13 protein-coding genes are annotated in these 15,250 nt (G+C 57.8%); 5 read left to right on the forward strand and 8 right to left on the reverse strand.

The genetic code is table 11. From position 1 onward, the window contains the following. Positions 1-15: 15 nt before the first annotated feature. Together K2184_RS21020 and K2184_RS21025 are read left to right on the forward strand one after the other, a co-directional pair. On the forward strand, positions 16-330 hold the full coding sequence (locus tag K2184_RS21020) for a hypothetical protein (protein WP_004100922.1): 315 nt from the start codon (positions 16-18) through the stop codon (positions 328-330). Between the two features lie 366 nt (positions 331-696). Then, positions 697-1,599: a GGDEF domain-containing protein gene (locus K2184_RS21025; protein ID WP_016807385.1), complete on the forward strand. Its 903-nt coding sequence runs from the start codon at positions 697-699 to the stop codon at positions 1,597-1,599. Position 1,600: 1 nt separating this feature from the next. On the opposite strand, the gene K2184_RS21030 is transcribed toward K2184_RS21025, so the two are convergent. Beyond that, complete coding sequence (locus K2184_RS21030) at positions 1,601-2,434, reverse strand: helix-turn-helix transcriptional regulator (protein ID WP_004112046.1); 834 nt, start codon at positions 2,432-2,434, stop codon at positions 1,601-1,603. 252 nt (positions 2,435-2,686) lie between these two features. Here K2184_RS21030 and K2184_RS21035 point away from each other — a divergent pair, with 252 nt between their 5' ends. Beyond that, positions 2,687-3,454, forward strand: coding sequence for a phytanoyl-CoA dioxygenase family protein (locus K2184_RS21035; protein WP_004100928.1), 768 nt, complete (start codon positions 2,687-2,689; stop codon positions 3,452-3,454). A 120-nt stretch (positions 3,455-3,574) separates the two neighbouring features. On the opposite strand, the gene K2184_RS21040 is transcribed toward K2184_RS21035, so the two are convergent. Genes K2184_RS21040 through K2184_RS21060 form a run of 5 tightly spaced genes read right to left on the reverse strand, consistent with a single transcriptional unit; the run spans position 3,575 to position 8,539 of the window. Further along, positions 3,575-3,916, reverse strand: coding sequence for a PTS fructose-like transporter subunit IIB (locus K2184_RS21040; RefSeq protein WP_049593331.1), 342 nt, complete (start codon positions 3,914-3,916; stop codon positions 3,575-3,577). Between the two features lie 15 nt (positions 3,917-3,931). After that, the gene (locus K2184_RS21045; RefSeq protein WP_016807386.1) at positions 3,932-4,807 is read right to left on the reverse strand and encodes a [formate-C-acetyltransferase]-activating enzyme; all 876 of its coding nucleotides are present in this window, start codon (positions 4,805-4,807) and stop codon (positions 3,932-3,934) included. Then, the gene (locus tag K2184_RS21050; protein ID WP_004112053.1) at positions 4,773-7,070 is read right to left on the reverse strand and encodes a formate C-acetyltransferase; all 2,298 of its coding nucleotides are present in this window, start codon (positions 7,068-7,070) and stop codon (positions 4,773-4,775) included. The genes K2184_RS21045 and K2184_RS21050 overlap by 35 nt, the downstream gene beginning before the upstream one ends. 51 nt (positions 7,071-7,121) lie before the next feature. Next, positions 7,122-7,442, reverse strand: a complete 321-nt coding sequence (locus tag K2184_RS21055) for a PTS fructose-like transporter subunit IIB (RefSeq protein WP_004100938.1) — start codon at positions 7,440-7,442, stop codon at positions 7,122-7,124. 20 nt (positions 7,443-7,462) lie between these two features. Then, on the reverse strand, positions 7,463-8,539 hold the full coding sequence (locus K2184_RS21060; RefSeq protein WP_004100940.1) for a PTS fructose transporter subunit EIIC: 1,077 nt from the start codon (positions 8,537-8,539) through the stop codon (positions 7,463-7,465). 308 nt (positions 8,540-8,847) lie between these two features. On the opposite strand from K2184_RS21060, the gene ptsP reads away from it, so the two are divergent. After that, positions 8,848-11,349 (forward strand): phosphoenolpyruvate--protein phosphotransferase, encoded by a 2,502-nt coding sequence (ptsP, locus tag K2184_RS21065; RefSeq protein WP_049593328.1) that lies wholly within the window; start codon positions 8,848-8,850, stop codon positions 11,347-11,349. A 467-nt stretch (positions 11,350-11,816) separates the two neighbouring features. Here the strand turns inward: ptsP and K2184_RS21070 are convergent, their stop codons facing one another. Beyond that, positions 11,817-12,908, reverse strand: a complete 1,092-nt coding sequence (locus K2184_RS21070; protein ID WP_163525339.1) for a tartrate dehydrogenase — start codon at positions 12,906-12,908, stop codon at positions 11,817-11,819. Positions 12,909-12,990: 82 nt separating this feature from the next. Here K2184_RS21070 and K2184_RS21075 point away from each other — a divergent pair, with 82 nt between their 5' ends. Further along, the gene (locus K2184_RS21075) at positions 12,991-13,971 is read left to right on the forward strand and encodes a LysR substrate-binding domain-containing protein (protein WP_163525341.1); all 981 of its coding nucleotides are present in this window, start codon (positions 12,991-12,993) and stop codon (positions 13,969-13,971) included. Here K2184_RS21075 and K2184_RS21080 read toward each other — a convergent pair. Further along, on the reverse strand, positions 13,968-15,248 hold the full coding sequence (locus K2184_RS21080; RefSeq protein ID WP_004112063.1) for an NAD(P)/FAD-dependent oxidoreductase: 1,281 nt from the start codon (positions 15,246-15,248) through the stop codon (positions 13,968-13,970). The two genes, K2184_RS21075 and K2184_RS21080, sit on opposite strands and share 4 nt — an antisense overlap. Between the last annotated feature and the right edge of the window lie 2 nt (positions 15,249-15,250).

The raw sequence follows: 15,250 nt of genomic DNA on the forward strand, positions 1-15,250 counted from the left end.
GATGAGAGCATAATAATGGACAAAAATTTTACACCTGAGCAAATCGAAATCATTAATCGCGTGGTTTTTGCGCGCGTCGAACAAATGAAAGAGCAAGTGACTGACCTTATTGCGCAGACAGAGCGCGATGCGCACCAGCAGCTGGCGGATTGCGGGATTGATATGACCGATTTCTGTCCGGCTAATCAGCACTTTCTTATGATGACAATCGTCCAGGCGCTGATAGATCGGGTGCACGGCGGCGACAGGGCCCTTGCCCGGAAGATAATAACCATGGAGGCGAAGAGACTGAACGTCAGCGTTAACGTTGAAGCTGATAGTTCGAGATAGCCTTGAGGCTGAGTCTGCGGCGGACCAGAGCGTTATAAACTGCGTCAGCACTGCCTTGTTTGCATAGCAGAGTCAGCCCCTTCAGCATCGGCCATCGGGCTAAAAATGGAAGACCGCTCCCGGAGTCCAGAAAAGGCCTTTCCCCCAGCACCGATTGCCACATCCTCGTAGCGTTAACTCTTTATTATTCGCGCCACTGACTTCGTCGCCATGGATTGGTAGTAGGTTGGAACATTCCGCGGGGTCAGTCCACTCTCTTCTGCTCGCTGCTGCGCATCGTCAGGCTGCGCGCCTTTAAAGTTCGCTCAATCGCTCTGCGCTGTTATGCTAAAAGTCTGGCAAGCCGCGCTGTTAAGAGACCTGACCATGCCCGAACGCGAGAAAAACATCCATATTCAACCCTCATCTTCAATCTCCCGCACCCATATTCTACCGGCGCTGCTGGCGATCGTCGCCGTGACCGGACTGTGCGCGTATATCTCGTCGCCGCTGGGGCCGTGGCGCGAAATTTTGATTAATCCCGGAATGTATATCGATCTGCTGGCGCTGCTATTTCTGCTGTTTATGCTCTGGAGCTCCACCAAAGTGCGCATGAATCACGTGGCGGTTAACTGGGTACGCTACGGACTGCTGCTGTGGATTGCCGGCGGTACGTTCGATCTGATGGATGAAATCTTTCACCAGCCGCGCTGGATGGGGTACTACTGCGAAGATCTGCTGCGCCTGTCCGGCATGCTGCTGAGCGCAGTCGGGGTCTACAAAATTATTGAGCGCATCAATCTGCTGTACGTTGATGCGCGTTCCCAATCATTAAAGGATGAGCTGACCCAACTGCCTAACCGTCGCTTCTTTATCGACACCATCCGCGAGAAGGAGGGACGCAGGCTGGGGCTAATGATTGTCGATATCGATTACTTCAAGAAAATTAATGACACCTGGGGCCATCTGGTGGGGGACGAAGTCCTCTTTGCTCTCGGTAAGCAGCTGGCTAAGCTCACCAGCGATAAGGTGCTGCCTTCGAGGATTGGCGGCGAAGAGTTTGCCATTATTGTCGACGGAATGACGGCGCAGGAAGTGGATGAACTGGCGCAGGCTATTCTGCAAAACGCCCGGGCGATCCTGATCAACCACGACTATCCGCTGTCGATCAGTATCGGCGTTGGTCTGCGTAACAAAGGGGAACCGCAAAACCTGTTCATTAAAAAGGTCGATGACGCCCTCTATAAGGCCAAAAATAACGGTCGCGGGCGGGTCGAGTGGGCCGTCTGAGTCAGCCCTGCTGCGCGCTGCGGCAGTGGCGACGATATTCTGATGGCGAACGCTCGGTGTAGCGTTTAAACACCCGGCAAAAATAGTTGCTGTCGACGAACCCGCAGTTGTGGGCGATCTCTTTTACCTTGAGATCGTAGCCGCGCAGCAGCTTTTTGGCCTTTTCCAGGCGTACGCTGGTGAGAAACTCATTAAAACCGACGGAGCCGGATTTCTGAAAAATATGCGACAGGTAATTGGGCGTAATATGAAAGCGTTTCGCCACCGACTCGCGGGTCAGGGGCTGGCTGAGATGCTCTTCGAGATAGTCCTGCACCGCCAGAAACAGATCGCGACTGCGGCTGACGCGCATCTCCAGCCCCACCAGTTGCTCAAGGCAGTGGCTTAACAGGGCCGCGACCACCAGCCTGGCGGTCACCGGATCCGGCTGCAGGCAGATTTCATTAAGCGATAGCAGCAGATAGGAGCCGACGCGCGGCCCGAGGCGGGCAACGTTCTGCTTTTCCGTGCGCAGCTGCTTGCCGTCCCAGTACTGAACGCAGAATCCGAGCTTCTGGCGGCCAAAGAGGATGCTTAACGTCGATGCTGGCCCGGTCCACTCCGGCAGCGTCCACTTGCCCGCCTGAACGTAGAGCACCTGCGAGGCGGAGAGCATCGTCTCCGATAGCGGCAGCCCGCTCTCCTTAAGCTCACCCTCAAGCACAATTTCCAGCCGCGGAAAGGGCACTTTAAACGCCAGCGCAGGCTCGGAGATATCCGGGTCGGGGAATCTGACGTGCAGATTATCTTTCTGATTTACTAAACGATTTAAAATATCCGCCAGATCGTCAATCATTCCGTACGCCTTAGAAGAGAACAATTATCTTGTTGATTATAATCTATTTTATCAGTGGTGATTTGTTCTGTGTCAGGCTGGGTCGCGAATGTTTGCCCTACAGAAAGAGGAAAAAAGCTGGATTTTGATAGCCATCACACTTTTCTTCCTCGCGTACGCTTGTCCAGTTTTTCGTAGTTTTGGCCTCATGTATTCCCGGTCGGTGCAGATTAGAGTTTGTTTTGTGTTATCGATAAGTTAAGGAATAGAAATATGGAACAACAATCTGCGGTTTATCTGGATGCGCTGGGGGCGAATGTTGCGCTGAGCCCGACAATGAAACAGGAACTGGATACCCTGGGCTACACCGTCGTGCATAACGTGGTGGACGCGGAGTGGCTGGCGGCGATGCGCGAGCTTATCGACGCCATCGTCGAGAGAGAGGGCGACAGTCTGGCCATTGAACACCACCAGGAAGCGACCGCCACGCGCATTGCCAACCTGATTAATAAAGGGGTGATTTGGGAAAAGGTCTGGTCGCATCCGCTGATACTTTCCGCCTGCCGGTATATTTTTCAGGGCGATTTTAAAGTCTCCAGCCTGAACGCGCGGGAAGCGTTGTTTAACGGCGGCCATCAGCCGCTGCATGCGGACTGGAAAAAACCGCGTCCTGACTTTCCGAAAGTACATCTGGTGAATACGATATGGGCTATCGATGACCTGAGCGCTGAAAACGGCGCACCGCGCATTATCCCCGGCACCCATTTGCGTCCGGAGCTGCCGGAAGAGGTGCTGGACGACCCGGAGCTGGCGCATCCTGATGAAGTGGTGTTCGCCGCGCCGGCGGGCAGCGTGATGATTTATAACGCCCACGCCTGGCACGGCGGGACGCGCAACCGCGTCGGCAGCAGAAGGCGGGTGCTGCACGGCTTATATATCGACAGAGCGGATACCGCGCAGCAGGATCAGCAGCGCTGGCTGACGCCGGAAACCGCCAGCCGTTTGACCCCCGCGCAGAAATGGCTGCTGGGGGTGGCGTAAATTAAATTGCCGAAACACGGTGTTCCCGGAGGCGGTGCTGCGCACCTGTCCGGGCTACAAAATCGCTGAGCACCGGTAGCCCGGACAGGCGCATCGCGCCGCCTCCGGGATTTCCCGCTCTCAAGGGATCTCAATATAAACCACCGGCTTTTTCATAATGCATTTCACCGCGTCGACGATCTGCTGCGGCTGCAGCAGAAAAGTTTTGATGCTGGTCTTAATGGTGCGGATGCCGTTGAAGCGTCTGGCATCGTCAATTTCAATATCCGTCACCAGCAGTACGACATCGGCATGGGCAATATCGTCAGCGGTAATTTTGTTCTCAACCCCCAGCGCGCCCTGGGTTTCTATTTTGATATTCCATTTCTCATGGTGGCCGACCTTTTCCAGGCGTTCGGCCGCCATATAAGTGTGAGCGACGCCGCTGACGCATGCCGTGACGGCAACGATATTGAAATCCATAGCATCCTCCAGGCGTTATCCGCCAATGGTCACGCTAAAACCGGCCCGTTCGGCCAGCGTCCTGAATGGCTGAATCTCAGATTCTGCAGGGGCCTTAATCATCGACATCGACCATTTTTTTCCCAGTAAATGATATTTTGGTTCGCCGAACTGATGGAACGGCAGAAGATGAATTTCGCGCAGCTTAAAGGGGGCCAAAAACGCCAGGATCTGGCGGAAATTCTCTTCGTTAAGCGTAAATCCCGGAATCAGCGGCACCCGGGGAATTAGCGGGATTTGGGCTTCGACCAGACGGGTGAAGTTATCCAGCACCCGCGGCATATTCATCCGCAGCTGCTCCCGGGCCAGCGTTTCATCCATGATTTTCAGGTCGAACAGCACTTCGTCGCACGCCTGAGCCAGCGGAAAAAAGCGGCTGAACGCGGTATCGCCCGCTGTTTCAATCGCCGTTCTGATCCCCCATTCGCGCAAGCGGCGCAGAAAACGCGCGGCAAATTCGGCCTGCATCAGGACTTCGCCGCCCGACAGGGTCACGCCGCCGCCCGAGGCGCGGAAGAAGATCTCATCCTTCAGCACCTCTTTAAGCAGATGATCGAGGGTAACGTCGCGGCCAATCTGCTCCCACGCGCCGGAGGGGCACTCGACCACGTCCTGCTGGCAGCGCGAGCAGCGCAGGCACTTGCTCTCCCGGCGTACGGTCTGAATTTTCGGCGAGATCGACTCCGGATTAGCGCACCACGGACAGGTATGCGGGCAGCCCTTAAAAAACACCACGGTGCGGATCCCCTGACCGTCATTCAAAGAGTAGCGCTGGATGTTAAAAATGCGCGCCTTATCGGCGCGCGTTTCCATGACCTCACAGCTGATGCGCGGTGCGGCGGATAATGTCATCCTGAATCTCCTGCGACAGCTCAACGAAAAAGGCGCTGTAACCCGCAACGCGCACCACCAGACCGGCAAAATCCTGCGGCCGCTGCTGGGCTTCGCGCAGCGTATCGGCGTTGACCACGTTGAACTGAATATGCTGTAGCCTCAGCCTGGTGAATGCCTGCAGGAAGTCGGCCAGCTTATTCAGGCCGCTGTCGCCGGCAAGCGTTGCCGGGGTGAATTTGACGTTCAGCAGCGTACCGTTGGAGAGCAGAAAGTTATCCAGCTTGCTGACCGACTTGAGCACCGCGGTCGGTCCCTGAACGTCCTGGCCGAGCATCGGCGACAGCCCGCCGTCCGCCAGCTGTTCTCCCGCCAGGCGTCCGTCCGGGGTGGCGCCGACGACCGAACCGAGCGGCACGTGGGCAGAGACGGTATAGGAACCCGGCGTAAACTGACCGCCGCGCGGGTTCTGGTATTGTTCTACCTCTTTGCAGTAAAAGCGCAGTAGATCGGCGCTGATGTTGTCCACTTCGTCAATATCGTTGCCGTATTTCTCGAAGCGGTTGATCAGGCGAGCGCGAATTTTTTCCCCTTCCGGCGTCTGGAAATTGGCTTTCAGCACTGCGATAAGTTCAGCGAAGCTGAGCCGTTTTTGCTCAAAAACCATCCCTTTTAGCGCGTGCAGCGAGTCGCTGAGGTTAGCAATGCCGATGCCCTGGACCCCGGAGAAGTTATAGCGCGCGCCGCCTGCGGTAATATCCTGACCGTGCTGCACGCAATCCTCAATAAAAGAAGAGAGCAGGGGAACCGGCGCCCAGTCGCGGTGGCCGATATCGCAAATGTTGCTGCCTTCCACCATCAGCTTAATGTAATAGCGAATCTTGTCGCGGATCTGGTTAATCAGCCCATCCCAGGTGATATCAGGATTGCTTTCGTTTTCCAGCATCACGATTTCCATCACCTTCAGCAGGTTAAACATGGCGATATCGTGCAGGCCGTAGGTGCGTCCCGGGATCGACAGCTCAACGCAGCCAACCACCGAATAATCCCGCGCGTCCTCCAGCGATACGCCGCGGTTGAGAAATGCCGGGATCACCACTTCATCATTAAAGATTTGCGGAATGCCGGTACCGAGGCGAATGGTCTCGGCGGTTTTGCGCAGGAAAGGACGATCGATGAGCTCGTTGACGCGTACGCCAAGGTTCGGCTGCGGCAGTCGAACGTTCTGGTAGGCGTCGAGGGACAGAAACGACAAAATATTGACCGCGCTGCGTCCGGTCTCGGTCAGGCCGCCGAGCAGCGCGGTATAGCCGGTCGGGAAGCCTGCAAAGTAGCGCGCGCTGCTGGTGGAGCGCAGCAGAACGATATCGTTGCACTTCACCCACAGCGACTCCAGCAGCTCCTGAAGAAACTGCGGATCCTGGCCGCGATTCAGCGAAGCCTGATAGTACGGCAGCATGTACTGGTCAAAGCGTCCCAGCGAGATAGAGCTGGCGTTGGATTCATACTGCAAAATGATGTTCATATACCAGAAGAGCTGGCAGGCCTGCCAGAAATCTTCCGGGCGGTGTACCGCATTATGGCGGGAGATGTTGGCGATGGTCTCCAGCTCTTTGCGCCGCTGTTCATCAGCACAATCGGCGGCCATTTCATCGGCAAGGGCCGCATAGCGCAGAATATGGCGCTGGGAGGCTTCCAGCAGGATCAGCACCGCCTGATAAAAACTGTTCTGCGGGTGCTGCTGACGCACCGCCTTAATCTCCGTCACCAGCGCGGCGAGGCCGTTTTCCAGCAGGCGAGGGTAGTCGATAATGATATGTCCCTGGCCCTTATCGGTCTGGTTGACGCTAAAAATCTGCGTGCTGACGGCGTTTTTGACTTCATCGGTCATCTGGGCGTTGATGAAGTCCTTCATCGAGCGATTTTCCCAGTAGGGGAACAGCTCTTCGCGATAGATGCGCTTGTCTTCTTCGCTGATATTGAAACGGTCCTGCGGGCGGGTCGGGAACTGGTCCAGCTCCTTGAGCAGCCAGTAGGGGTCCATCTCCGGGGACATAATTCCGGCGCGCGGCTTGATAGTCCGGTTGCCGGCAATCAGTTCATCATCACGAATCGAAATCTGCACATGATCGAGGATCCATGCGGTCGCTTTCGCCCGGCGGATCATTACCGGCTCACCCTCCGTCTGTTTATGGCTGGCGGTGTAGAGCAGCGCCCGCTCGAGTGAGATTTCGCGCGGGTTGGCGAACAGACGATCTTTTAAGCGTTGAGTGCGATTGGTCATGACAAACTCCATGTTATTTTGCGGGGCGCAGGGCGCGCCCCGGGCATTCAGTCAGGCATTCTGTGAAAGGTGGCTGTCGATTTTGTTCATAATGGCTTCGGCGCGCTTCACGGCATCACTGATGTTGACGCGCACGATGGTTTTACCGGCAAAGCGTTCTTCAAACTTAATGCCGATATCTTTGGTCAGTATCACCATATCGGCGCTGGCGACGTCTTCTGCGGTCAGCTCGTTCTCAATGCCGATGGAGCCCTGAGTCTCGACTTTGACCTGCCAGCCTTTGGCTTTAGCGGCGCTCTCCAGCGATTCGGCGGCCATATAGGTATGGGCAACGCCAGAGGGGCAAGCGGTAACGGCGATAATTTTGGTCATACGATATTCCTTCCACTGTTTCAGTTAATTTCGAAATCAAGATCCATCTCGTCATCGGCTTTGGCGTCTGACGTTTTCTTTTTCGCCAGGGCTTTGAGCAGAATGACGCAGGCGGCGCTGACGATGGCGCCGACCGCCAGACCGGCAACAAACCCGCCTTTACCTTCGACGACCGGCAGAACGATGAGCCCGCCCCAGCCGGCGTAGCACTGGGCGCCGAGCAGCGCGGCGGTGACGCAGCCGGCGGCGGCGCCGATCATATTGGCCGGGATAACGCGCAGCGGGTCGGCGGCGGCGAAGGGGATCGCGCCTTCGGTCACGCCAACGCAGCCCATCACCAGCGCGGCTTTCCCGGTTTCGCGCTCTTCCGCGGAGAAATATTTACGCCCAATCAGCGTTGCCAGGCCCATGCCCAGCGGCGGCACGGCGATACCGACGGCGGCGATGGCCACTACGCTGTAAACGCCCTGAGAAACGCAAATCAGCATGAAGGCGTAGGCGACTTTATTCACCGGACCGCCCATGTCGAAGGCCAGCATCAGGCCCATAATGATGGCGAGAATAACGATGCTGCCTTCGCGCATGCCCTGCAGCCAGCCGGTCAGACTGGCGGTCAGCGCGCCAATCGGCTCGCCGAGACCCCACATCATGATCCCGGCGGTTATAAAGGTGCCGATAATCGGGATAACGAAGATGGGCATCACCGAGCGCAGCACCTTGTGCACCGGGATTTTCTTCAGGTAGTAAACCACCAGCCCGCCAATGATCCCGGCAATCAGCGCCCCGAAGAAACCGGCGCCGAAGCTGTTGCCGACCCAGGCGCCGATGGCGCAGGGGGCCAGCGCCGCGCGGTCGGAGATGGAGTAGCCGATATAGGCCGCCAGAAATGGCACCATTAGCGTCAGACCGGCGACGCCGATATCAAACAGTTTTTTCAGGTTAGGGTCGGTGGCGGCATCGGGCACCGCGCCCTTGCCGTACAACATGACGGAGACTGCCAGCAAGATCCCACCGGACACGACAAACGGGATCATATGTGAAACCCCGGTCATGAGGTGCTGGCGGGTATTTTTTAATATTTGCACCAGTTCGTTCATTATTTTTCTCCTGAGCGCTGCGTGGCCCGTGACTGAGTTGATGTCTCAACATTAGAAAAAGGGCGGCGCATAAAATAGTAGAGAAAAAGTGCATTTACTGGATATTTGTAAGGCGAGGAGAAAATTGCGATCCACCTCAAATCTTAGTTCTGGTGGGTTTTTGACGCCCTTCACGAGGCGATTTGTGACCACGAGCATAAAAAAGATTCAGCCATACAATTATCCAGTAATTACCACTTTTATCGTGTAGTGGCGGGCGGCTTCTTTCTTTACCTTTTGGCTAATACGCATTATTCAGGAGGAAGGCGATGGCTCTGGTAATTGAATTCATATGTGATTTGCCCAACGGCGTACATGCGCGTCCGGCAAGCCTGGTAGAAACGCTGTGCAATACTTTTTCATCTTCGGTCGAATGGGTAAACACCCGCACAGAAGGACGCGGAAACGCCAAAAGCGCGCTGGGGATTATTGGCACCAATACCTTAAAGGGCGACCGCTGCCAGCTTGTTGTCAGCGGTGAAGATGAACAGCAGGCGTTTAATACACTGACGGCGTTCATCACCGACGAGTTCCCGCACTGCGATGCGCCGCTGCCGGCGGCGGAGCAAATGGCCGTTCAGCCGGTTCCTGAATCCCTCTCGCGTCTTAATCCTACCCTGTTTCACGCGCTGCCGGTCTGCGCCGGCAGCGCGGGCGGCAGGCTCACCCATCTTAAGTCCCTCGACCTGCGCGATTCAGGCGCGCTGCCTGCAGCGGGCGCAATCGAACAGGAACAGGCGGCGCTGGACAGGGGCCTGACCCTGCTGGTGAAAAATATTGAGTTCCGCCTGCTGGATAACGACGGTACCGCCAGCGCGATCCTTGAGGCGCATCGCTCTCTGGCCACCGACGCCTCGCTGCGCCAGCATCTGCTGGACGGGCTGTTGAACGGTCTGAGCTGCGCTGAAGCGGTGGTCGCGACCGGCGAACATTTTTGCGCCCAGTTCAGCGCTTCCGGCAATAGCTATTTGCAGGAGCGGGTGCTGGACGTGCGCGATGTGTGCTTCCAGCTTCTGCAGCATATCTACGGTGAGGATCGTTTTCCGGCACCGGGTAAGCTGACCGAAGAGGCCATCTGCCTCGCCGATGAACTCACCCCCAGCCAGTTTCTTGAACTGGATAAAACGCTGCTTAAAGGCCTGCTGCTGCGCAGCGGCGGCACCACTTCACATACGGTGATCCTCGCGCGTTCGTTCAATATTCCTACCCTGGTGGGCGTCGATATGGAGGCGCTGCTGCCGTGGGTCGATCGCCGGGTACAGATTGACGGTAACGCCGGGCTGGTGGTGGTGAATCCCGATGAAGCGGTGGCGCGCTACTATCAGCAGGAAGCCTGGGTACAGGCGCAAATCCGCCGCCAGCAGCAGGCCTGGCTGGATAAAGAGGGCCGAACGGAAGACGGTATTCGTCTGGAGGTGGCGGCCAACATCGCCCATTCGGTAGAGGCGGCGGCGGCCTTCAACAACGGCGCGCAGTCGGTAGGACTGTTCCGCACCGAGATGCTCTATATGGACAGGCCCAGCGCGCCGTCGGAAAACGAGCTGTATAACATCTTTTGCCAGGCGCTGGAGCCGGCCAACGGGCGCAGCATTATCATCCGCACCATGGATATCGGCGGCGACAAGCCGGTGGCCTACCTCAACATCCCGGCGGAGAATAACCCGTTCCTCGGCTACCGGGCGGTGCGTATTTATGAGGAGTATCAGGCGCTGTTCCGCACTCAGCTGCGGGCAATTCTGCGCGCTTCCGCGCACGGCGCGCTGAAAATCATGATCCCGATGATCTCCTCGATGGAAGAGATATTATGGGTCAAAGAGCAGTTGGCGGATGCTAAACAGTCGCTGCGCAGCGAACATATCCCGTTTGATGAAAAGATCCCGCTGGGCATTATGCTTGAGGTGCCGTCGGTGATGTTTATCATCGATCAGTGCTGCGAAGAGATTGATTTCTTTAGTATCGGCAGCAACGACCTGACCCAGTACCTGCTGGCGGTGGATCGCGATAACGCCAGGGTGACGCGCCACTACAACAGCCTCAATCCGGCTTTTCTGCGCGCGCTGGATTACGCGGTTCAGGCGGTGCATCGTCAGGGGAAATGGATTGGCCTGTGCGGCGAGCTGGGGGCTAAAGGTTCGGTGCTGCCGCTGCTGGTGGGGCTGGGGCTGGATGAGCTGAGCATGAGCGCGCCGTCGATTCCGGCAACCAAGGCACGTCTGGCGCAGCTTGACAGCCGCGCCTGCCGTCAGCTGCTTAACCAGGCGATGCAGTGCCGTACTTCATTAGAGGTAGAACATCTGCTTGCCCAGTTCCGCATGACCCAGCAGGACGCGCCGCTGATTACTCCGCAGTGCATTACGCTGAACAGCGACTGGCGTAGCAAAGAGGAGGTCATTAAGGGCATGACTGATAATCTGCTGCTGGCCGGGCGCTGCCGTTATCCGCGTAAGCTGGAAGCCGATCTGTGGGCTCGCGAAGCGGTGTTCTCTACCGGTTTAGGCTTTAGCTTCGCCATTCCACACAGTAAATCTGAGCATATCGAGCAGTCGACCATCAGCGTCGCCCGTCTGGCGCAGCCGGTAGCGTGGGGCGACGACGAGGCGCAGTTTGTGATTATGCTGACGCTTAATAAGCATTCGGCGGGGGATCAGCATATGCGTATTTTCTCGCGGCTGGCGCGGCGCATTATGCATGAAGAGTTCCGGCAATCGCTGGTGACGGCGCAGAGCTGCGAGGCGATCGCGGCGCTGCTGCAGCGCGAGCTGGAGCTGTAATTCGGTCCGGAGAATCTCCCCGGTGGCGCTTGCGCTTACCGGGGCTACGGGTTTCCAGCGATCTGCGGGGCGGTAGCCCGGGTAAGGCGTTTACGCCGCGACCCGGGATATCCGGGCCCGGTGCCTCCGGGAATGTATACGTATTCCGTTCACCGCTATTCGGCAGAAAATGTATTTCCGTCGAACGTGAACGGGTAAAGGGGGAGAAAACCGTCTCCCCCTTTACAATCCCCGCGGTCCCGCAAAGAAATCGGTGCTGCGCACTGCGCTCACCTCCCGGCCCTCAGCCTGCGGTCGGCTCAACTCGACATCAATGTCTCGATTCGCCTCTGTCCGCCATCCCTGGCGGCCAGCCCTTGTCTTCGGTCCTCCGGTTCGCCGATTTCAGCGGGGGCCAGGGCATCGCTGCATAACACGATGTTTCAGAGACATATCCGTAGCTGCATGAAACTCTCCCGGAGGCGGCGCTACTTTTGTTCAACAATAGCCTGACAAATGGCCTCGCCCACCTGCTGGGTGGAGGCAGTGCCTTTCATATCCGGCGTCTTTGGTCCGCTGGCAATGGTCTGCTCAATCGCTGCGAGAATGCCGTCATGGGCGGCCTGGTAGCGAGCGTCACCGTTGCCGAGGAAGTCGAGCATCATCGCGCCAGCCCAGATGGTGGCAATCGGATTGGCGATATTTTTGCCGTAGATATCCGGCGCCGAACCGTGTACCGCCTCAAACAGCGACGGAAAGGTGCGATCCGGGTTGAGGTTTGCCGATGGGGCAATGCCGATGGTGCCCGTACAGGCCGGGCCGAGATCGGAAAGGATATCGCCGAACAGATTAGAGCCGACCACTACGTCAAAACGCTCCGGCTGCAGCACGAAACGGGCGCACAGAATATCAATATGCTGCTTATCCCATTTCACCTCCGGGTATTGCTGCGCCATCGCTTCGACGCGCTGGTCCCAGAAGGGCATGCTGATGGCGAGGCCGTTAGATTTGGTCGCCGAAGTCAGGGTTCTGCGCGGGCGGCTTTGCGCCAGCTCAAAAGCGTAGCGCAGGATGCGGTCAACGCCGCGGCGGGTAAACACCGACTCCTGAATCACCACTTCATGTTCGGTTCCCGGATTCACATGGCCGCCAAGAGCGGAATATTCGCCTTCGGTGTTTTCACGAACCACGTAGAAATCGATATCGCCGGGCTGTTTACCCGCCAGCGGGCAGGGGACGCCGGGGAACAGGCGCACCGGACGCAGGTTGACGTACTGGTCGAATTCGCGGCGGAACTTCAGCAACGAGCCCCAGAGGGAGATATGATCCGGGACGATATCCGGCCAGCCGACCGCACCGAAATAGATCGCATCAAAGGTTTTCAGCTGCGCGTGCCAGTCCTCGGGCATCATAGTGCCGTGTTGGGCGTAATAATCGCAGCTGGCCCACTCGAAGTGCTCGAAGCTTAACGCCAGCCCCCAGCGTTCGGCGGCGGCCTGCAGTACGCGCACCCCTTCCGGCAGCACTTCTTTACCGATGCCATCGCCGGGGATGGCGGCAATACGTAAGGTTTTATTCATCGTTATTCTCAGTTTGAGGTAAGGAAAATTGACTTCATCTCTATCCTATAATTGACTAATTCATAATTAATCCCTTCAACTGGTGAAACATAAAACACGAAACATGAATAATCTTCCGCTGCTGAACGACTTACGCGTCTTTATGCTGGTAGCCCGCCGCGCCGGTTTTGCCGCCGCTGCGGAAGAGCTCGGCGTCTCTCCGGCATTTGTCAGCAAACGCGTATCGCTGCTGGAGCAAACCCTTAACGTCCAGCTGCTGCACCGCACTACCCGGCGAGTGGCTATCACCGAAGAGGGCGAGCGCATCTACGAATGGGGGCAGCGCATTCTGCAGGATGTCGACCAGATGATGGATGAGCTCTCCGATGTGCGGCAGGTGCCGCAGGGAACGCTGCGGATCATCAGCAGCTTTGGCTTTGGTCGGCGGGTGGTCGCGCCGGCGCTCTCCGAGCTGGCCCGCCGCTACCCGCAGCTGGAGATCCGTTTCGACGTCGCCGACCGGCTGGTAGATTTGGCTAATGAAGGGGTCGATCTGGATATTCGCGTCGGCGACGATATTGCGCCCAACCTGATAGCCCGCCAGCTTGCCAGCAATCATCGTATCCTCTGCGCCTCGCCGGCGTTTGTCGCCCGCCATCCCTCGCCGAAACAGCTGAGCGACCTTGCCGCGCTGCCGTGTCTGGTGATCAAAGAGCGCGACCGGCCTTTTGGCGTCTGGCAGCTGCGCGATGATAAAGAAGGTGAGCACGCCATCAAAGTGACCGGGCCGCTGTCGTCAAACCACGGTGAAATCGTCCACCAGTGGTGCCTCGACGGGCAGGGGATTGCGCTGCGCTCATGGTGGGACGTAAAGGAGAATATCGCCAGCGGCAATCTGGTACAGCTGCTGCCGGAGTACTATCAGCCCGCCAATATCTGGGCGGTATACGTGTCTCGGCTGGCGACTTCGGCCAAAATTCGCACCACCGTGGAGTTTTTACGCCACTACTTTCAGCAGCGCTTTCCGCAGCAGTGCGGGGCGGCGATATTGCCGACGGCGGGCGCCGTCGGCCGGGGGGATTAAACGCCGAGCCGATCGCGCAGGCTATAGTAAGCCGCGCCCATGGCGGTAAACGGAATGCGCAGGCTGCGTCCGCCGGGGAACGGGTAGTGCGGCAGCTTCGCGAAGGCGTCAAAACGTTCGGCGTCCCCGCGCAGCAGCTCCGAAATTAGCCGTCCGGCGAGGTGGGTACAGGTGACCCCGTGGCCGCTGTAACCCTGCATATAATAGATATTGTTATCGAGGCGGCCAAACTGCGGCATCCGTGAGAGGGTCAGCAGGAAGTTGCCGGTCCAGCGGTAGTCGATTTTCACCCCCTTCAGCTGCGGGAAGGTTTTCAGCAGCTTCGGCATAATCAATCGCTCAACGTCGTCCGGATCTCGCGCGCCGTAGACCACGCCGCCGCCGTACAGTAGACGGTTATCGGCGGTCAGACGGTAGTAATCCAGCAGATAGTTACAATCCTCCACGCAGTAATTTTTCGGGATCAGCGAGCGCGCCAGTTCCTCGGACAGCGGTGCGGTGGTGACCACCTGGGTGCCGCACGGCATGCTGCGTTTCGCCAGCTCCGGCTCGATCTTATCGCCGAGATAGGCGTTACCGGCGACGATCACGTAGCGGGCGGTCACTTGTCCGCGCGCGGTGGTCACCACCGCCGGGCTGGTGTGCTGAATGCGGGTAACCGGTGATTGCTCGTACACCCGGCCGCCGTTTAGCCGAATGGCGTCAGCTTCGCCAATCGCCAGGTTGAGCGGATGGATATGGCCGCCGCTGCGATCCAGCAGGGCGCCGGTGTAGCGGTCGCTGTCGACTTCGCGGCGAATAGCGCTGGCATCCAGCAGCTCCAGCTGGGTATTGCCGTAGCGCTCCCAGTTGGCTTTCTGCTCTTCCAGAGTTTCCAGCTGTTTATGATTCATCGCGACAAACAGCCCGCCGGGGCGATAGTCGCAGGCAATCTGATAGCGCTGGATGCGCTCGCGAATAATATCGCCGCCTTCAAACATCATGCTGCCGAGCATTTTCGCCGCGTCCGGGCCGTAGGTTTTCTCGATGACGTCGATATCGCGGCTATAGGAGTTAACTAACTGGCCGCCGTTGCGTCCGCTGGCGCCGAAGCCGATGCGCGCGCCTTCCAGCAGCACCACATCGTAGCCCATTTCGGCCAGATGCAGCGCCGAAGAGAGGCCGGTATAGCCGCCGCCGACGACGCAGACGTCGCAGCCGATCGTTTCTTCCAGCGCCGGGAACGGTTCATAGCGGTTGGCGCTGGCGGCGTAATAGCTGGTGGTATGTTCGGTCATGA

The sequence above is a fragment of the Klebsiella sp. K5-306 genome (genome assembly GCF_051835185.1).
In the GTDB taxonomy this organism is placed as follows: Bacteria; Pseudomonadota; Gammaproteobacteria; order Enterobacterales; family Enterobacteriaceae; genus Klebsiella; species Klebsiella oxytoca.